General features: G+C 43.5%; 19 protein-coding genes. 8 read left to right on the top strand and 11 right to left on the bottom strand.

Features of this window, described 5'->3' with window-relative positions:
• Positions 1-115 precede the first annotated feature (115 nt).
• A complete protein-coding gene (gene garD / locus LVY74_RS09050) occupies positions 116-1,666 on the top strand; it encodes a galactarate dehydratase (RefSeq protein WP_237814800.1) in 1,551 nt (516 codons plus the stop codon).
• Between the two features lie 56 nt (positions 1,667-1,722).
• Here garD and hslO read toward each other — a convergent pair whose 3' ends face one another.
• The 3 genes from hslO to LVY74_RS09035 form a co-directional block, all read right to left on the bottom strand.
• Positions 1,723-2,598 carry an Hsp33 family molecular chaperone HslO gene (gene hslO / locus LVY74_RS09045; RefSeq protein ID WP_237814799.1) on the bottom strand — a complete coding sequence of 292 codons (876 nt, stop codon included), beginning with the start codon at positions 2,596-2,598 and terminating at the stop codon, positions 1,723-1,725.
• Positions 2,599-2,648: 50 nt separating this feature from the next.
• Positions 2,649-4,490: a monovalent cation:proton antiporter-2 (CPA2) family protein gene (locus LVY74_RS09040; protein WP_237814798.1), complete on the bottom strand. Its 1,842-nt coding sequence runs from the start codon at positions 4,488-4,490 to the stop codon at positions 2,649-2,651.
• Between the two features lie 127 nt (positions 4,491-4,617).
• Entirely contained in the window at positions 4,618-6,819 is a 2,202-nt protein-coding gene (locus tag LVY74_RS09035) for a primosomal protein N' (RefSeq protein ID WP_237814797.1), read from the bottom strand.
• Between the two features lie 255 nt (positions 6,820-7,074).
• On the opposite strand from LVY74_RS09035, the gene LVY74_RS09030 reads away from it, so the two are divergent.
• The gene (locus tag LVY74_RS09030) at positions 7,075-7,413 is read left to right on the top strand and encodes a hypothetical protein (protein WP_151778318.1); all 339 of its coding nucleotides are present in this window, start codon (positions 7,075-7,077) and stop codon (positions 7,411-7,413) included.
• A gap of 39 nt (positions 7,414-7,452) precedes the next feature.
• Here LVY74_RS09030 and lnt read toward each other — a convergent pair whose 3' ends face one another.
• Both lnt and LVY74_RS09020 read right to left on the bottom strand, forming a co-directional pair.
• Complete coding sequence (lnt, locus tag LVY74_RS09025) at positions 7,453-9,012, bottom strand: apolipoprotein N-acyltransferase (RefSeq protein ID WP_237814796.1); 1,560 nt, start codon at positions 9,010-9,012, stop codon at positions 7,453-7,455.
• The gene (locus tag LVY74_RS09020) at positions 9,009-9,848 is read right to left on the bottom strand and encodes a CBS domain-containing protein (protein ID WP_237814876.1); all 840 of its coding nucleotides are present in this window, start codon (positions 9,846-9,848) and stop codon (positions 9,009-9,011) included. The genes lnt and LVY74_RS09020 overlap by 4 nt, the downstream gene beginning before the upstream one ends.
• Before the next feature lie 175 nt (positions 9,849-10,023).
• Here LVY74_RS09020 and tusA point away from each other — a divergent pair, with 175 nt between their 5' ends.
• Entirely contained in the window at positions 10,024-10,281 is a 258-nt protein-coding gene (gene tusA, locus LVY74_RS09015) for a sulfurtransferase TusA (RefSeq protein ID WP_151708513.1), read from the top strand.
• Between the two features lie 11 nt (positions 10,282-10,292).
• Here the strand turns inward: tusA and LVY74_RS09010 are convergent, their stop codons facing one another.
• Positions 10,293-10,892, bottom strand: a complete 600-nt coding sequence (locus tag LVY74_RS09010) for an HvfX family Cu-binding RiPP maturation protein (protein ID WP_151708514.1) — start codon at positions 10,890-10,892, stop codon at positions 10,293-10,295.
• A gap of 168 nt (positions 10,893-11,060) precedes the next feature.
• On the opposite strand from LVY74_RS09010, the gene LVY74_RS09005 reads away from it, so the two are divergent.
• The 5 genes from LVY74_RS09005 (at position 11,061) to LVY74_RS08985 (ending at position 13,707) form a co-directional block, all read left to right on the top strand.
• Positions 11,061-11,315, top strand: coding sequence for an HvfA family oxazolone/thioamide-modified RiPP metallophore (locus LVY74_RS09005; protein WP_237814795.1), 255 nt, complete (start codon positions 11,061-11,063; stop codon positions 11,313-11,315).
• A gap of 62 nt (positions 11,316-11,377) precedes the next feature.
• On the top strand, positions 11,378-12,196 hold the full coding sequence (locus LVY74_RS09000; protein ID WP_237814794.1) for an HvfB family MNIO-type RiPP peptide maturase: 819 nt from the start codon (positions 11,378-11,380) through the stop codon (positions 12,194-12,196).
• Positions 12,189-12,917, top strand: a complete 729-nt coding sequence (locus LVY74_RS08995; protein ID WP_237814793.1) for an HvfC family RiPP maturation protein — start codon at positions 12,189-12,191, stop codon at positions 12,915-12,917. Before LVY74_RS09000 ends, LVY74_RS08995 begins: the two co-directional genes overlap by 8 nt.
• An 11-nt stretch (positions 12,918-12,928) precedes the next feature.
• Positions 12,929-13,516, top strand: a complete 588-nt coding sequence (locus LVY74_RS08990) for an RNA polymerase factor sigma-70 (RefSeq protein WP_237814792.1) — start codon at positions 12,929-12,931, stop codon at positions 13,514-13,516.
• Entirely contained in the window at positions 13,510-13,707 is a 198-nt protein-coding gene (locus tag LVY74_RS08985; RefSeq protein ID WP_237814791.1) for a zf-HC2 domain-containing protein, read from the top strand. Before LVY74_RS08990 ends, LVY74_RS08985 begins: the two co-directional genes overlap by 7 nt.
• A 5-nt stretch (positions 13,708-13,712) precedes the next feature.
• Here LVY74_RS08985 and LVY74_RS08980 read toward each other — a convergent pair whose 3' ends face one another.
• The 5 genes from LVY74_RS08980 to LVY74_RS08960 form a co-directional block, all read right to left on the bottom strand.
• Complete coding sequence (locus LVY74_RS08980) at positions 13,713-14,678, bottom strand: CsgG/HfaB family protein (protein ID WP_237814790.1); 966 nt, start codon at positions 14,676-14,678, stop codon at positions 13,713-13,715.
• Positions 14,679-14,736: 58 nt separating this feature from the next.
• The gene (gene lpoB, locus LVY74_RS08975) at positions 14,737-15,333 is read right to left on the bottom strand and encodes a penicillin-binding protein activator LpoB (protein WP_237814789.1); all 597 of its coding nucleotides are present in this window, start codon (positions 15,331-15,333) and stop codon (positions 14,737-14,739) included.
• Positions 15,334-15,345: 12 nt separating this feature from the next.
• Positions 15,346-15,744 carry a DUF1425 domain-containing protein gene (locus LVY74_RS08970; RefSeq protein ID WP_237814788.1) on the bottom strand — a complete coding sequence of 133 codons (399 nt, stop codon included), beginning with the start codon at positions 15,742-15,744 and terminating at the stop codon, positions 15,346-15,348.
• 21 nt (positions 15,745-15,765) lie between these two features.
• A complete protein-coding gene (locus LVY74_RS08965) occupies positions 15,766-16,995 on the bottom strand; it encodes a COG3014 family protein (RefSeq protein ID WP_237814787.1) in 1,230 nt (409 codons plus the stop codon).
• Positions 16,996-17,403: 408 nt separating this feature from the next.
• The gene (locus tag LVY74_RS08960) at positions 17,404-19,116 is read right to left on the bottom strand and encodes an electron transfer flavoprotein-ubiquinone oxidoreductase (RefSeq protein WP_237814786.1); all 1,713 of its coding nucleotides are present in this window, start codon (positions 19,114-19,116) and stop codon (positions 17,404-17,406) included.
• Between the last annotated feature and the right edge of the window lie 67 nt (positions 19,117-19,183).

Raw genomic sequence — 19,183 nt, 5'->3', positions numbered from 1 at the left:
TCAGTTAAGATCATTCGAAAATGAAACAGCTGGTGTTGGCTCGCTGAAGTACGGCACAATCTGCTTCATACACGTTCGGGATGATTTCGTGTTGGATTGCTATTAGGGAATAAACATGCAAAGACCACTCTTAATTCAAATTCACGCTCAGGACAATGTGGCTATTGTGGTCAATGATGGTGGATTGCCCAAAGGTACTTATATTGAGGAACATCAGGTCACTTTGGTGGATGATGTCCCGCAAGGTCATAAAGTCACTTTAAGTGATTTAAAACTTGATGATCCGATCATGCGTTATGGAGAAATTATTGGCTATGCCAATGAAGACTTGCCACAAGGGCGTTGGGTCAATGAAGCCGTCACTCGCATGCCGACACCGCCAAATCTGAATGAACTGGAAATGGCAACCCGTCCAGCGCCGAAACTTGAGTCGCTGACAGGTTATACTTTCCAAGGCTATAAAAATGCCGATGGCAGCGTGGGAACCAAAAACCTGCTGGCAATCACCACCAGTGTGAACTGTGTTGAAGGCATCGTGGATTATGTGGTGAAAATCATTGAACGCGAAGTCCTGCCGAAATACCCAAATGTCGATGGCGTAGTAGGTTTAAACCATTTATATGGTTGTGGCGTTGCAATTGATGCACCTGCGGCAGTCGTGCCGATTCGTACTATTCACAACCTTGCACTGAATCCAAACTTTGGTGGAGAGGTGATGGTGGTGAGTCTGGGCTGTGAAAAGTTACAGCCTGAACGTCTGTTAAATGAAGTCGATGCCAACAGTAAACGGATTCCAGTTGCCGATGCAGACATTGTACGTTTGCAAGATGAACGGCATTTGGGCTTTCAGGACATGATTGATCATATTCTGGCGGTGGCTGAAATTCATTTGCAAAAACTGAATCAGCGCCAACGAGAAACGGTTTCTGCCGAGCATTTAGTGGTCGGTATGCAGTGCGGTGGGAGCGATGCCTTTTCAGGAGTGACCTCGAATCCTGCGGTTGGTTTTGCTGCCGATCTGATTGTGCGTTGTGGCGGTACAGTGATGTTCTCGGAAGTCACTGAAGTACGAGATGGAATTCATTTACTGACACCACGTGCAGCCGATGAACAGGTCGCTAAAGATCTGATTCGTGAAATGCAGTGGTACGATGATTATTTGGCGGCAGGTCGTGTCGACCGAAGCGCGAACACCACACCAGGCAATAAAAAAGGCGGTCTGAATAACATCGTGGAAAAAGCCATGGGATCAATTGCTAAATCAGGGACTTCAGCAATTGTGGAAGTGCTTTCTCCTGGGCAAAAGCCAAGTAAAAAAGGGCTGATCTTTGCGGCAACGCCATCGAGTGATTTTATTTGTGGGACGCAGCAAATGGCATCGGGGATTACGGTTCAGGTATTTACCACAGGACGCGGAACGCCGTATGGTTTAGCGGCTGTGCCTGTGATTAAAATGGCGAGCCGTAACAACATTGCTAATCGTTGGTCAGACCTGATTGACATTAGCGCAGGGGATATCGCAATTGGCAAGAAAAGTATTGAACAAGTTGGCTGGGAATTGTTTGAACTGATTTTGGCGGTCGCCAGTGGGGAGAAACAAACATGGTCAGACAAGTGGGGCATTCACAACTCATTGGCGGTGTTTAACCCTGCACCTGTGACCTGATTTTTTTTGCGTTCAGATGAATTGAAGCCTGACTTCAATTCATCTTTTTTTAAGATTTAACTTAAATGCTCGCCAAACAAGCCCAACGCTTCTTCAGCGGTAAACTCATAACGGGTGTTACAGAATTGGCAGTCCATCTCGATTGGGTTCTGGAATTCTAAAGTTTCTTTCACTGCATCGACACCGATTTGGATGAGTGCGTTGATACACTTATCTTTCGAGCAGGTGCAGCCAAACTGAAGCTGTTCAACTTCAGGCAAACGCACATCTTCTTCGTTATATAAACGATAGAGAATTTCGTTAGCACTCAGATCAGTCAGTTCTTCAGTTTTCAGTGTTTGGGTCAGCATAATCAGACGTGGCCACAGGTCTTCATCGACAAATTGCTGTTCTTCTTCGCTGTTACGTGGCAGGAGCTGAATCAGTAAACCACCTGTACGTTTTTCTGTACTTGCCAAAACAATACGCGTTGGAATTTGTGCAGATAAATCATAATACTGCATCAAACAGCCAGCCAAAGTCGGTTGGTCTAAAGGCACAATTCCTTGATAGCGCTCACCAAATTCAGGTTCAATATTGATAAACAAAACAGGTTGGCTGAGTGCTGCCAAGACCGTGCTGCTGTCGGTTGCCTGCTCAAAACGCGGGTCTTGTTCAAAGTCAGCTAAAGCACGAACTTCACCCAAGTGATTACATTCTGCCATCGCCCATTTAAACGTGCCTTGTGCCTGAATTTGCAGGCTGATACGACCTTTGATTTTTAAGGTGCTGGCAAGTAACGCTGTCGCGCTGAGCATTTCACCCAATAAAATCTGTACGGCTTGTGGGTAGTCACGCTTTTGCAAAATGGTATGCAGTGCTTCTTCAAGATGAACCACTTCGCCGCGAACAGGGCAGTTTTCAATATAAAAACGTTGACGTAAATTAGACATATATTTCTCCAAGACCCTGTCTTAATGGAGATGATCTTCTAAAACACAAGTTACTCAGACTCATCTCGCGTCACATTGATGCGTTGCTGATCTAAACCACGACGCAAATTGACATCTTGGTTCTTTTTATCAACAAAGGCATCGCTCTCAAACAGGTGCTCAAGCTCTGCTAGGGCATTACGATGCGTTTCAAAAATTTTCTGTTCATCATTATAAATATTTTGCTGTTCCAAAAGTAACTTTTCATCGCAATCTCGGAACACTTCAATTTTCTGATAGGCTGTGGCGTCATCAATGCCCAGTTCACGTAAGGCGCGATAGGCCATACCCAGTGAGGATAAATAGGTTTCCCGCCAAATAAAATTCACGCCCAAATCTCGCAGTAAGTGGACATGATGGCGGTCACGTGCCCGTGCCAGTAAGGTAATGTTGGGATAATTCAGGGTAATATGCCGCGCGACATTCAGCGAATCTTCCACATCATCAATCGCCAGAATAAAGATTTTGGCATTTTCGATGCCTGCCGAACGCAAGATTTCAGGTTGGGTGACATCGCCATAGTACAGCGTACTGCCATATTTTCTGACAAAATCAACCTGTTGCAGGCTATGGTCAATTGCGGTAAAGGGAATGTGTTGCAGACGTGCAATCCGCGCAATGATTTGCCCAAAACGACCAAATCCCGCAATAATCATCGGGTTGTTCTGGTTGGGAATATCGTCATAAGCGGGCTGTTCCTGACGGTCAAAACGTGGCGCAATCCAGCGACTCACCACCCAGAACAATAACGGAGTCAAGGTCATCGACAACGTCACAATCAGGCTGACAGGTTCCAGTAAATGATTACCCAGTACCTCTGCATCTTGTGCAGCGGTCAGCACCACAAACGCAAATTCCCCGCCTTGAGCCAAGCAGGTTCCGAGTAATAAACTGTTTTTCCAACTGTTGTGATAAAAACGCCCGATCAGGGTCATAATGCAGGCTTTAATCAGCAACAATGCCACCGCCCCCCCGATAATCACTTCAGGCATGGTTTGCAGCAAAGACAGTTGTGTGGTCATGCCTACGGTCATAAAAAACAGACCGAGTAACAAACCTTTAAACGGCGCGATACTGGCTTCGAGTTCATGTCGAAACTCAGAGTCAGCAAGCAAAACGCCTGTTAAAAATGCACCAAGTGTGACACTAATCCCAAGTGCCTGCATTAGCAGAACTACGGAAAGCACAATAAACAGTGCCACCGCAGTAATTAGTTCGCTTGCGCCACTTTTTGCCACAAAGCGGAAAAATGGACGCATCACAAAGCGGCTAAATAAAAACAGACCGCTAAAGGTGGCAATAATTGCAGCGAAGTAAGCGATTCCGTGATGTGTTGACTGATTGCCTGCCAAAATTGGAATGGTCGCCAGTAAGGGAATCGCGGCAATATCTTGAAATAACAACACCGAAAAGGCTTTTTGCCCGTAGGTGGTATTCAGTTGCTGCTTTTCTGTGAGGAGTTGCAGCACAAAGGCGGTTGAAGAGAGTGCCAAGGCAAAGCCAATGACAAAGCTACTGGCAACCGACAAATGCAGGGCAAAGTACAGAATCGGCATAATCAGCAAGCCTGTGGCAAAGACTTGCAGGCTACCCATGGCAAAGATCGATTCGCGTAACTGCCATAAACGCTGTGGGCGCAGTTCCAGCCCAATCAGGAACATCAGCAAAATCACGCCAAACTCAGCCATGTTCATAATGGCATCGGCATCACTGGCAATATTAAAGACGCTCGGCCCTAAAATAATGCCCGTGAACAAATAGCCCAGTACTGTTGCTAGCCCAAAGCGTTTTCCCAAAGGCACCAAAATTAAGGCGGCACCCAGAAAAATTGTGATTTGCAAAAGTAACGACATGGATCAGCCTTTCTCACAAGCAGCACAAATGCAACTCAAACCCGAAGGAGGCAATTATACAGCTCAATTTATCTCATTGATCCATATATTATAAACAGCAATATTTCAAGCAATGGTCGTAGTTGTGTTAGCTCATTTCTTGTGGGTCAACATCTAGCGATACTCTAAAGCCGCGAGGTTGCTGCTGCATGACGTTCGCCCACCAAGTATTCACATGCATGTGCAGTTGTACCCGATCGGAGGCCTGTAAAAATAAATGTGCCTGATGTCGACCTGCTTTACGTTCCATCGGGGCGGGAATTGGCCCCCAGATTTCAATGTGATTCCCTGCAAGCTGACGCAGTTGGGCGGCAATTTTCGTCAGGAATTCTAGATTTTCTGTGGCATTTCGGGCTTGGCTACGCACCAGCATGCTGTAACGAAATGGCGGAAACTGCGCCAGTTGCCGTTCTTTGAGCGTGTGCTGAGCAAAGTAACGATAGTCCTTTTCTAGTAACATTTGAAATAAAGGATGCTCAGGACGTAAAGTTTGAATCAGCACATCCCCTTTATGCTCACCCCGTCCTGCACGTCCTGCGACCTGAATAATCAATTGGGCAGTACGTTCTGTGGCGCGAAAGTCCACACTCAGTAAGCCTGCATCAATATCGAGTAGTGCCACCAAACTGACATAAGGGAAATGATGTCCTTTCGCCAGCATTTGAGTGCCGAGTAAAATCAGCGGTTTATTTTCTTGGATTTGATCATAAATTTTCTGCCAGCTTCCCACCCGACTGGTGCTGTCCCGATCCACCCGTAACACAGGATAGTCTGGAAACAGTTCTTGCAAGGCTTCTTCGATTTTGACAGTGCCCAAACCAATCGGTTTTAAACTGTCATGGTTACAGGCAGGACAGTGATCGGGCAGACGTTGAATCAAACCACAATGATGGCAATGCAAGTGCTGATAGGGTTTGGTGTGCAAGGTAAAATGCGCGTCACAATGTGGGCAGTTGGCTTGCCAAGCACATTGTTCACAGAGCAGCACAGGCGCATAACCACGCCGATTGAGAAAGATCAGCACTTGCTGCTGTTTGTCGAGACGCTGTCGAATTTGCTCAATGAGCTGCTGGCTCAGTCCATGCTGTTTTTGTGCAATTTTCAAATCCAGCACATGCATTTTAGGCAACACCGCATGCCCTGCACGTTGATTGAGCTGCAAATGGGTAAGCTTGCCTTGCTGAACCAGTGCATAGCTTTCAATACTTGGTGTGGCTGAACCTAAAATAATTGGGCAGCGTTGCACATGTGCCCGATACAGTGCCACTTCACGGGTATGGTAGCGGAAGCCATCTTGCTGTTTAAACGACAGATCATGTTCTTCATCTAAAATGATCAAGCCTAAATTTGGCAGTGGGGTGAAAATCGCAGAACGTGTTCCTAAAATAATTGAAGCACGTCCTATCTGTGCCTGTTGCCATGCCTGTAACCGCTGCGTGTCACTCAGACCTGAATGCAGCATTACGGTATGACAGTGAAAACGTGACTGAAAGCGGCTAATGGTTTGCGGAGTCAGCCCAATTTCAGGCACCAAAACTAAAACCTGTTTGCCTTGCTTGAGGACTTCATACATCACTTGCAGATAGACTTCGGTTTTGCCGCTGCCTGTAATTCCATCGAGTAAAAAGGCCTGAAACTGATCTTGTGCCTTTAAAATGCTTTGAATGGCTTTGCTCTGATCAGGATTAGCTTTGAGGGGCAGTTGAGCCAGTTGCACAGCTTCGGGCTGCATATTTTGCTGATGATATTCCGCCCGAATAATGCCTTTCTTTGCTAAAGCTTCGAGGGTGGAATTTTCAATATCATTGGCATTTAAAATATGTTGTGGTGTGCCATGTGGCGAGAGTTTTAGGATTTTATAGGCATCTTGTTGGCGTGGTGCTTTTTTTAAATTGACCTCCTGAAGATCAGGATTGAGTACCCAGACTTTTGCCAATAAATCATTGGATTTTCCTTGACGTAGCAAGGTTGGAAAGGCGACAGGCAACACTTCACCAAGCGGAAAATGATAATACGATGCTACCCAGTGCATCAGCTTGAGACAGATCGGATCAAGTAAACTCTGCTGATCGAGTAAATTGAGAATGCCTTTTAATTCAAACCGTGGATCGAGGGGTTCATCGGGACTGAGTTTCTCGACAATAATCCCGACACAATGCCGTGCCCCAAACGGCACATAGACGCGCGCGCCAAGCGCTGCCTGCTGATATTGAGCTTCCGTTAGCGTGTAGTCAAAGCAGTCATATAAATGAACAGGAATGGCAACTCGAATCCGAAACGGTAAAGGCATAGAAATCACTTATTTTGAATTTGACAGCACTATGCAAGATTTATTTGAGTGTTGACAAGTCTAGGCTTAAAAAAATGCCAAAAAGGCTCGAAAAACATCAACTAAGAATGATTTAACATCTTAATTTAGAACAAGAATAATTCTCAAGAATGATAGTTACAAGAAACTCTCAAGATGGAGAAAAATCAGACTATTTCTTATTTTTAAAAATTTGCATAATAAAAAAGACAATGTTTTTGTCGGAAGGGATGAGACATGAAAGCATTATTTTTAAAAGATGAAATTCATGAGTTGCATTGGAAAATGCTCAAAGCCATTAGCTTAATTGCGGGCTTGTTACCTGCTCAGCATATTGCCAATATTTTATGGCATGTCAGTGATGCAGAAAGCCAGATTGTTTTAGGGTTCTTTGCACTGAGTCTATTTTCTGCTTGCGCCAGTTTAGGATTTATTGCGGCATTGCACGTTTTAAATGCATCCATGACGTTAGAGCATAATTTACTTGAACAACGCATGATCAAAGTCTATCAGCATGTGCCGATGTTATTTTTGGCAGGTGTGGTGAGCTATTTGGTGGTGAATTTTCAGTATTAACATGTTGGCTGCTTGAAGCAACCAACATGTCTGTCGCGATTAACGACGTGATTTATACGACACATCAATTTGACGAGGGCGATAACGCAAACTGAGCAATAACAATAATCCTGAGAAAATCAGAACTGGATAATTGCCTAGACGGTTATACAAGGTTTGCCCTGTATAAGCAGGTAAATCACCATGCAAGACAAAGGCTTTGTCTTGCGGCGCTTGTTTGACAATATGTCCTTGCGCATCAATAAATGCAGTCACGCCTGTATTGGTTGCACGAATAAACCAACGACCATTTTCTTTGGCGCGCATTTGTACCATTTGTAAATGCTGCCAAGGGCCAGCCGTGCCTTTAAACCATGCATCATTGGAAACCGTCACCATAAAGTCACTGTGTTCTGCATTGATACGGGTGAGGTTAGGATATGCCACTTCATAGCAAATCGCTGCACCGAGAGGGTGTCCTTTCACAGACAACGGTTGTTGTCCTGCTGCACCTGCACTAAAGCCACCTGCACTGGCATCATTTTGCAGTGAAGGTAAAACCCACTTCAACAAGCCTGCCAATGGAACGTATTCGCCAAATGGTACAAGACGTTGTTTTTGGTATAAACCTGAAGTTTGTTCACCAAAAGCCATGAGGGCATTATAAAACAATGGTTTCTGTGCCTTGACTGAACCTGCTTCATCATAGTATGGAATACCTGTGACCCATGCCGAATGTTTGGCAAGTGCTTGGCGGTTTATGTCTTGTAAAAAGGGTTCAATGGCGGTTTGTGGCATTGGAATCGAAGATTCTGGCCATACCACCAAGTCTTGTCCCCATTCTGAAGCACTGAGATCATGATAAATATCTAAAGTACGATTTTGATAGCTGGTTAGCCATTTCAGATCTTGTGGAATATTGCCTTGAATCAGTGAAACATGGAGTGGTTTTTCGGCTTTGGGTTGCACGAAGACCAAAAACGATGCAGCCCAAGCACCCGCAAGGAGTACGGCAATTGGTACTGCCCAAAACCATTTTCTACGAACCATTTCAACCAAGCCACAGGCAATGGTCATGGCAATAAAGGACACCCCAAATACACCAAATAATGGAGCATATTGATCTAAAAAGCGTTCAGTAAAAGCGTAACCGACAAATAACCACGGAAAACCTGTAAACACCCATGTTTTTGCCCATTCAAAAAATACCCAAAGTGGAGCAAAGGTCAAAGGGGTTTCTGGGAAAAAGCGACGATAGACCCACGCCTGTAGCGCACTAAATAGCGCCATAAGACTTGCCATAATCGCAATCAGTAGCACGCTGACCGCAGCACTGGTATCGCCATACTCATGAATTGAGGTGTAGAGCCAAAATGCCCCAACGAACCATAGACCAAAGCCATAGCACCAACCGATCAGTAAAGCTTGAGGTGCAGAACGCTGTTGTAAGCAAGCATAGAGCAGCGCGGGGCTGATGAGTGCCACAATCCAAATATGATAGGGCGCTAAAGCAAAAATAAAAGTCGACCCTGCTGCAAGTGCGATCAGGCTAGCGAGCCAAACAGGAAATTTGGCATTCAGCTGATTTTGAGTAGACTTTTTAATACGCAGCTCACTCATTGGCGCACAGCCTGAATCAACTGAATGGTACGTGCATCGGCTTCTAAAATGGTAAATTGCCACTGATTGAGTTCAATCACCTGACCTTGCAAGTCATTGACCAATCCAAGTTCTTGCAGCAATAAACCACCAACGGTTTCGACTTCATCATCGGAAAAGTCCGTGTCGAGTACGGTATTAAAGTACTCAATTGGGGTGAGTGCCTGAACTAGCCAAGCATTGGCAGTTTGATGTTTCGGATCGGGCACAATATAACTGGCTTCTTCATCTGCCGTGTCATGTTCGTCCTCAATTTCGCCGACAATTTCCTCAAGAATATCTTCTAAGGTCACCAACCCCGACGTTGATCCATATTCATCTATCACAATAGCAATATGGGTTTGGGTATTTTTCAGCATACGCAGAACCTGATCTGAACGGGCACTTTCAGGCACGAACACAGGCTGACGCATAATGGCACGGATGTCGAGTTTGGCTTTAGGGTCGGTTAAAAAAGGCAATAAATCTTTGGCCAGTAAAATCCCGACGACGTTTTCAGGTTGATCATTTGAAAAGACTGGAAAACGTGAATGTGCCGAATCAATCAGGACATGTAAAATGTCGAGCAGTTCGTCATCTTCTTGTAGGCTGATCATGGCGGTGCGTGGTGTCATGACTTCGCGAATTTTAGTGGCGGGTAAGTCCAGCACGCCTTCAAGCATCGCCACTGTATCGGGCTCTAAAAAACGGCGAGAATCTTGGACAAGTTTTAATAATTCATCTCGGGTTTCAGGCGCTGTGCCTAACCATTTTCTTAAGCCTCGCATCCCCCACGATGGGCTTGATTCCTCGTGCATGATTGTTCCTAAAACGGGTGTTTTTGTTACTGAATGGCTTTCAATCATACCGAAGAAAAAACCGAGATGCATCTAATAAACTGCATCTTGCAACGACAATACAACGAATTGAGAAAAACCAAGTCTTCTATTGCTTTATGCTAAAATAAAGCCGATTTTTTATCTTGAGTTCGCCATGTCTGAAGTTCCTGTTACCCCTGCAATCCAACTCAACACGCGTGGGCTGCGTTGCCCTGAACCTGTCATGATGCTGCATCAAGCGATTCGTAAAGCCAAATCAGGGGAAGTGGTTGAGATTTTTGCAACAGATCCGTCAACCTCATGGGATATTCCAAAATTCTGTATGCATTTGGGGCATGAACTGTTACTCCAAGAAGAACAGCTCGATGAAAATCAGAAGAAGGAATATCACTATTTGGTGAAAAAAGGCTAACACCATAATGGCTATGTAACGTGTCGAGAGTAGCGTTTAATCCAGTCATCGACACTGACATAGCGTCCACCGCCCATCACGATCAGTGCTAGCAGCATAATCAGATAAGTTACAGCAAATTCAATCCCATTGTTTAAGATCACCAATGAACCGCTCGAAGTGAGCCAGTCATAATCGCCATATTGCATTAATAATTGCTGCGCACGCTCGAGTTTGTCGGCTGATGCAAAAACTTGGGCATTGGCAAATGGCGCGCTTGGATCGGCAATTGCTTGCCAACCGTTTTGCCAATGTACTGTAAATATGGCAACCAGCATGGTGATGCTCAAAGGGATACTGATATAGCGTGTTGCTAAGCCAAGTGCGAGTAAAACAGCACCAAGCAGCTCACTGGCTGTTGCAAGACTTGCCATCAGCCACGGTAAAGGTAAGCCCAACCCCCAATCAGGATTGCCAAACCATGCCACAGTATCGGAAAAATGCTGGAGTTTATGATGACCTGCCATCCAAAAAATCGGGACTAAATAGCAGCGAATCGATAAGGCAACCAAGCCATCAAAATGCTGAATCCCGCTGATCAATTTTCTATAAGTTGTGAAAAGTCTTTCCATCTTGATTTGCTCATCGTTAAGCTTAATCTGTTAGACGCTATAGACGACTGATTCTTACACAGGAAAAATTTTTATTTTTAAGTGTAAGAAATCTTCAAATGCAACGTCTATATCTCAGTACTGTTTCGGTACGTGATGATTTTTGAACTTAATACAAGGAAATTGGACATGAACAAATTACATAGCATGACACCTGTAGCGGCATTATTGGCATTGTCAGTGACAGGTACGACGGTACAGGCCGCTGAGAACCAAGCAGCACCAGCCTCAACGCCTCATCAAATGAGCAAAGCGAAAGATGGCAAATGTGGTGAGGCAAAATGTGGTGCAGCCAAGAAAGCTCCTGAGCATAAAAAAGCTGCCGATGCCAAGTGTGGCGCAGCGAAAAAAACAGCAGATGCAAAATGTGGTAGCAATCACTAAATCGTCGATTGGAAAATGGGCAGTGCCAGCACTGCTCATGTGTCCGCAATGTGAGGTTTTCTATGCAGAACATAGCAGGTGTTGGGCTTGGTTTACGACGTGAACTGATTGATGATTATTTGCAGGCTGAACACGTCCCTGATTTTATCGAGGTTGCCCCTGAAAACTGGCTTGGACTTGGTGGGCGGCATGCCAAGCAATTTGCAGCATGTGTAGAACGTACAGCGTTGTTCTGTCATGGATTGTCCTTATCGATTGGTGGGCCACATCCGCTGAATTTAGAATTTATTGGACAGATCAAACAGTTTCTTAAACAGCATCAAGCTTTACTGTATTCGGAGCATTTAAGTTATACCCATGATGGTGGTTATTTATATGACTTGCTTCCCATTCCGATGACAGAAGAAGCCGTGGATTATGTGGCTGAGCGCATTTTAAAAGTACAGGATCTCCTCGGGCAGCGTTTAGTGATTGAAAATGTTTCAACCTATGCTATGCCTGCTGCGGAAATGACAGAAGCCGAGTTTGTCTGTGCAGTCTTACAAGCCGCAGACTGTGAGCTGTTATTGGATGTCAATAATGTCTATGTCAACAGTATCAACCACGGCAGTGATGCACTGGCATTTATTACAGCAATGCCGCCTGAACGTGTTCGTTATTTACATGTCGCAGGACATCAGCAGATCAGCCCTGATTTGTTGATTGATACACATGGTGCTGCAATCAATGATCCTGTTTGGGAATTGTTGCGGGCAACCTATCAACACATAGGTGTACGTCCAACGCTGTTGGAGCGTGATTTTAATATTCCGACATGGCAGCAACTACAATCCGAATTACAACAGATTCAGCAACTTCAACAGGAAGCAGGCGATGTCTGAGCTTAAATTTCAGCAGATTCAACAGCAGTTCTGCCAAGCGATTCGACAAGCAGATTATGCTGCAATGCCAGAGCTACAGCTTGAGCGGATACAGTTGTATCGTGAACTGCTCTTCAACAATATCTCTAGTTTTGTGGAGAATGTTTATCCGATTGCTAAAAGTCTGTTACCTCAACCGCTTTGGCAGGCTTTGCTAGATGAATTTTTTGCCCACGCACAGTGTCAGTCGCCGTTGTATCATGATATTTCATTGCACTTTCGTGAGTATGTGGAGCAATATCAATCCGATAGGATAGCGCCATATCCGTGGTTGTTGGAGCTGTTGCAGTATGAATGGTTAGAGTTGTATCTTGATACCTTAGTGCTTGAGCATTTAAGAGATGTCTCTAGTTTGAATGGTGACAATTGGCAACTCAAGACTTCAGTTTGGGTCTTGGTTTATCAGTATCCTGTCTATCGGTGGCAAGTCGGCATGTCGATCGCAGATTGCCAAGTTCAGCCCAGTGCAATTTTGGTATGGCGTGATGTTCATGATCAAATCCAAGTTCAGCAATTAACCACTATTTTTGCCCTTCTGATAGAACCTTTAACTCAGGGCGTCACATCATCTCAACAGTTAAGACAGTTGCTTGTGCAGCAGATACCCACATGGAACACAGCGCAGCAACAACAGCAATTAGATCAGTTGCGGGCTTATCTGCAACAACATGATTTGTTGTAGGGAGAAATTGCATGTCGAGTTTGTTACATGATGCTGCTTTTTTACAAGACCTACGTCAACAAATGCTTAAATTTGCCGTATTGCAATTATCGTCATTGAGTCTGGCGGAAGATGCTGTACAAGAGGCATTGAGTAGTGCATTACAACATGTGGAGCAGTTTGCTGGACGCTCCGCATTGAAAACATGGGTTTTTGCGATTTTAAAAAATAAGATTATTGATATTTTGCGGCACAGTAAACGCATTAAAAGTATGAGTGAACTGTTTGCTGATGATGAAACTGAACTCAGCATTGATGCACTATTTGATCAGCATGGACACTGGCAACATGATCAGGCTCCGCAAGCATGGCAAAGCCCTGAAACAATGATGGAGCAACAGGATTTTTGGCTAGTATTTGATGCATGTTTGAACCATTTGCCTGCACGTTATGCTCAAGTGTTTATGTTGAGAGAAATGATTGAATTAAGTAGCGAAGAGATCTGTCAAAAATTAGAGCTGAGTTTAAGCAATTTCAATGTGCTGATGTACCGTAGCCGAACGCGATTAAGGGAATGCCTTGAAAATAAATGGCTACTTCAGGAGGATTGTTCATGTTAACTTGCCGCCAAGCGACACAATTATTGTCTGAGCAGCTTGATCAGACTTTGAGTTTTCGACAAATAACAGCGTTGCGCTGTCATATTTTAATTTGTCGTTCCTGCCGCCGCTATAGGCGACAGGTGCGTAGTTTAAAACAACTTTCAAAGCGATATACACAGCAGACCCTGCCAGTCGATCGATCTTCCTGATGGTTTTACCAGCGAATGGGTTCTTCACTTGAGCCTGGGGTCATGGCATAGCCTGGAGATGGATCTGTTGTAGGCAAGGTAACGGGAACCGTGAGTTTAAGACCTTGTAGAATTTTTTGATTGAGCTGCTGTGCAACCTGATCAATCGGTGTTGTCACTTCATCTGAAAGTAAGTTATCCGTTGCATGTTCTGCAATGACTTGATTCAATGTTCCTGCTGCAACGACCTTGCTGGTATTGGCTTCAATGACTCGCCATGTGAGACGGAGTTGTTGAGCATTTTGGTTTAAGCCATACAGATGACTGGCTGTCGAAGAAGTATCACTCAGTTGGCTAATTTTCCCAACTAATAAATAATCTGCACCCACTTTTTGACCAATACGAGCCAGTTCCTGCGGTGCACCATCCCAACGTAAGAAGTCATTTTCTGCTTGCATTTCATCAATATATTGACGGTCAACAACACTCAGTTGATTCGACTGAGATAGGTAAGTCCCCAATACATCTGCCAGTTCTTCGCTGAATTCGCTAGATCGATGTGCTGTTCCTGTCAGGCGAAAAGGTAAAATCGCAATACGATGTAAATGCTGATCTTCTACACTCGAGCCGAATTTAGTCACATAAGCACGGACACGCGCCTGATAGTGTTGCTGATTCCCTGTGACACTCAATACCTGAAACCGTGTAATGGAACCTGCACCTGTACTTTTTACACTAAATACAGGGGAAGACTTCCCAGTATATACCCAATGATTTTGTTGCATCGTGAGTTGAACAGTATCTTCATAATCAACTTGCTGACTGACCGTTGTTCCATTGACTGCTTGCGTTGCGATCAGTAAAGCTTCTGAAATGGCTTGGTGTTGAGATGTACCACTGCCAGAAGCCTCTTGTGCTACTTCCTGTATAGCTGACCAACTGCTTTGATGCATACCAAATCCAAGCAATGCCGCTAAAATCATTTTTTTCATAAGAGAATCTATGTACATGCAGCAGAGCAGAAAGTCTGCTGCTTAAAAATGGAAAGAATCAAAAACCAAAAGCAGGACGTTTAGCTGATTTGCGAATTTCTTTTTCGCTTGTCCACTCCACAATTCCTGTTTGTAAATTTTGTAATTTCAGCGTGAATTTATAATAGACATCGCTGCGACCACCTGAGGTTTTGACAATACTTGAGAGGTTGCCATTGAGCATATATTCAGCGCCAATATGTCCACCTGTACGAACCGCTGTAGCTTGATTGACCATGCCACTTTTCTTCTGATAGGCCATTTGATCACTGATTGCATTCACAGATGTCATATCAACAAAACGGAATTTGCCTGAATTGATCAGTTTATTTTGAATTGTGTCAGTAATCGATTCAGTGTCGATATGCTCTTGGGTTTTATTCTTGATGCGATCAATAAATAAAACAGGGCGACGCTTTTGAGTCATTTCAATGACAGGTGGAAAGCTCAACATGTCATCGACCATTTTATTGGCAATCATTTGTAAATCTGTTGCACCAAAATCTCGGGTTAGAGTCTCAACAGATTGAGCATCTTCATAACTGACACTGCTGCTTGCACAACCTGTTAACAATAACGTACCGAGCAATAAACCACTGACGATTTGAATTTTCATTTTATATCTCGCTTACTTCTTGAAATAAATCACAATGTTAACCGCAGAAGGATTCGGTGCAAGAGATTGCACACCTTTAATTTCACGTCCAGTTAACTCAATTGGTTTCCAAATTGCACCTTCAGGGTCAATTTCTATGCCTTGTGCATTTTTCCAAACAATTTTGTAGAAAAAGTGTTTGTTATTAAAGCGTTGATTTTTAATGCCAAGAGCGACTTTTTTCAAATCACCGACATTAACCATGTGAACCTGATCAATTCCAATTTCAGTCATCAATACAGGATTGTTCACTCGACGTTGTACCAACATGCTGCCATTATCCTGCATTTGTGTGGATAATGAGTTGGAAGCGGTACATGCAGATAACCCAATAATCAAGCCCGAGAGAAGAACGGAATAAATAAATTTCATAAAGAATGCTCTAATCTAAATTTAATGAGGTGACAAGCTGCTAGAGCTTAAGATGATTTTATTATTCACATGATAAGCATAGACAAAAATCGTCTGATTCTTTTCTGCATTTAAAGTTAAAGAATCACTGTTAAGCCCTGCACTTGAGAGTTGTAGCGAGTGTTTGCCTTGGGGAACACTCAGGCGGGCAATTTGTGTGTTGCTTGGTAAAGTTGACCATGTTCGTAAATCAGCATGCTCTGTGGTGATGTTGAGCAAATTGCCAGCAATCTGCCCAAGTGGACCAAATTGCTGTCCCAATTGCTGTTGAGCTACAAATTTAGTCGTTGCACGTAAAATTTGATTGCTGACCACAGTCGTGGTTTGTTCCTTGAGTTGTTTGACAGCTAAAGCCCCAATATCATTCAAGACATAGCTATTTTTAATTTTATGATTATTCAGGCTAACATTCATAGTTTGTGGGCGACTATAGCTGCTTGGTTCATAGCTGGCAAAAGCAATATTTAAGATCCCATTAGGAGGCATTGGAATTGCCAGTTTATTCTCAACCTTTTGTGGTACGAGTCCTTGTTCAATAAAAATAATCACAGGAATTTGGTTTGTTATTTTGTGCTTACTGGACAGCTCAACCCGTTTAATATCTTCTGCAATTTGTGGGTCGGGCTGTAATTCATACGCTTTCTTATAGTCAACGAGAGCATCGTTATATTCACCAATAACTTCCCATAAATTGGCAGCCATATAAAAAGCATAGCTATTTTGATAGGTATTTTTTACTCGACTGGTGATGCTGTCTAAACCTTCAAGGGTTTGATCGAGTTGAGCAGGGCTTTGAGCTGAAGTTTTCTTTTCGAGTTCTTTTTCATGATTTAGTTCAATGTCACGCTGTAATTGCTGAGCAATGCGCATTTCTACACTGGCACTTTCAGTATCTTTTAAATAGATATAATTTTTTGCTTGGGAAATATGAGCAAGCACTTGTTCATAAGGTGCAACAAGATAGGGAACAACTGAATCATTACTGAGCATAGAAAGTGCTTGGAAGCCGACTCTAGAAATACTGACTTTGGCGCGATTATTTTGTTTGTCGAGTAAAGCAAATGCTTTTTTATAGCTGTCACGACTTTGCTCATAGTCGAGGTTGACTTGTTGAATGCGTGCTTGTTCGAGTAGGTATAACACTGCATCTTTAGAGCGTTCTTTTTTAGCAAAACTGCTTTTAATTTCTTCACTGTTGTTTTGGTTTAACATGCTTCTGAAAGAGTTGCTTTCAGTGTTATATGTCTTAAAAGTTTCTGCATTTGAGTTACTCATTGTTACAATGGTAAGTAATGTGCAGCCTAGTGATAAATTGAAAATTCTTGAAAAAAACACAATATTCAAACTTTTATGTAAAAAAATGAGTGAATTTTATGAAAATAAAATAAATTTTCAAGTGTTAATTTATGTAAACGAAAATAAAAATAAACTATAAAATAATACTTATTTTTTATAAGTAGTAGGGGGAATTTAATATTTCATTAAAATATTAAACTTTATTAAAATATTAAATTTTCTATTTGGTATATAAATAGTCCATCTTGAAATAGATCAGCCGAATTCATTATTACAAAATGATTGATATATAAAAAATCCCTGACGAATCAGGGATTTTTTTAATTACATATTTGGATAGTTTGGCCCACCGCCGCCTTCAGGTGCAACCCAAGTAATGTTCTGTGACGGATCTTTAATATCACAAGTCTTACAGTGCACACAGTTGGCTGCGTTAATCTGGAAGCGTTTTGAACCGTCATTTTCCTCGACGATTTCATATACACCAGCAGGGCAGTAACGCTGTGCGGGTTCATCCCATTTTGGCAGGTTCACATTCACAGGAATCGAAGCATCTGCCAGTTTCAAATGCGACGGCTGATTTTCTTCGTGCACGGTATTTGAAATAAACACTGATGACAAACGGTCAAAAGTCAACTTGCCGTCTGGTTTTGGATAATCTGGCTTAAAGTTGACTGCATCAACAGTTTTTAAGGCTTTAAAGTCAGGCAACAGGTCATGCAAGGTGAATGGAATACGGAATACGTTCTGGTCAATAAAGTTAAACCCACCGCCAATCCACGTGCCAAATTTATGCATAGCAGGGCCAAAGTTACGTGAGTTATATAACTCTTCTTTGAGCCAGCTATTTTGATATTTTTGTGTGTAAGTGGTGACTTCTTTAATGAAGACATCATTACCTTCGGTCACACGGGCAAAACCAACTTCACCACCTTGTGCTACGCCCGCAGCGATGGCTTCAAAGATCGCCTCACCACAAAGCATGCCAGATTTCATGGCGGTATGTGAGCCTTTGATTTTGGCAAAGTTCAGGAAGCCTGCATCATCACCAATCAGGCAGCCACCTGGGAAAGTGAGTTTTGGTAGCGAGTTAAAACCACCTTTCACCACGGCACGTGCACCGTAAGAAATACGTTTACCACCCTCTAGGAACTGTTTAATCAGCGGATGAGTTTTCCAGCGCTGCATTTCCATAAATGGATAAACATGCGGGTTTTCATAGCAAAGATCGACAAAAGTTCCGAGCGATATTTGATTATTCTCACCATGATACAACCACCAGCCGCCTGCTGTACCAGTTTCGGCAAACGGCCAGCCTGTACCATGCATCACTAAACCTTCTTGATGTTTGGCAGGGTCAATTTCCCAAAGCTCTTTAATGCCGATGCCGTAATGTTGCGGATCAGCATCTTTATCGAGGTTATATTGAGCAATCAGACGTTTGCCTAAATGACCACGGCAACCTTCAGCAAATACGGTGTATTTGGCATGCAGTTCATAACCAGGCGCAAAGTTGTGGGTCGGTTGACCATCTTTACCAATGCCCATGTCACCTGTTTGAATGCCTTTCACAGAACCATCTTCATGGAACAGAATTTCAGATGCTGCAAAGCCCGGAAATACTGATACTTCCAGTTCTTCAGCTTTCTGACCAAGCCAACGAACCACATTGCCTAAAGACACGACATAGTTGCCATCGTTATGCATGGTTTTTGGCACCATCCAGTGAGGGGCTTCTTTATGCGTACTGTCAGACAGCAAGAAATAGGTTTTGTCCTGTGTCACAGGAACATTGAGCGGTGCGCCTTCTTCTTTCCAGTTAGGAAACAGCTCATTGAGCGCACGAGGTTCAAGAACAGCACCAGAAAGAATATGCGCGCCAACTTCGGAGCCTTTTTCCACGACACACACAGAAAGATCGGGTAAATTGTTTTCAATTGCGAGTTGACGGATTTTGATTGCGGCAGAAAGACCAGATGGCCCTGCGCCAACGATCACGACATCAAACTCCATCGATTCACGTTCGATGTGCTCCATGTAGGACTCCTCATATTGCTTAAAGGTGGCAACCAAAAGCGAAAACTGGTGCTGCCATGAGTGTTCT

Origin of the sequence: Acinetobacter sp. ME22 (genome assembly GCF_022012315.1) — a bacterium.
Lineage (GTDB): Bacteria > Pseudomonadota > Gammaproteobacteria > Pseudomonadales > Moraxellaceae > Acinetobacter > Acinetobacter brisouii_A.
This window is presented reverse-complemented; position numbering and strand designations above follow the sequence as displayed.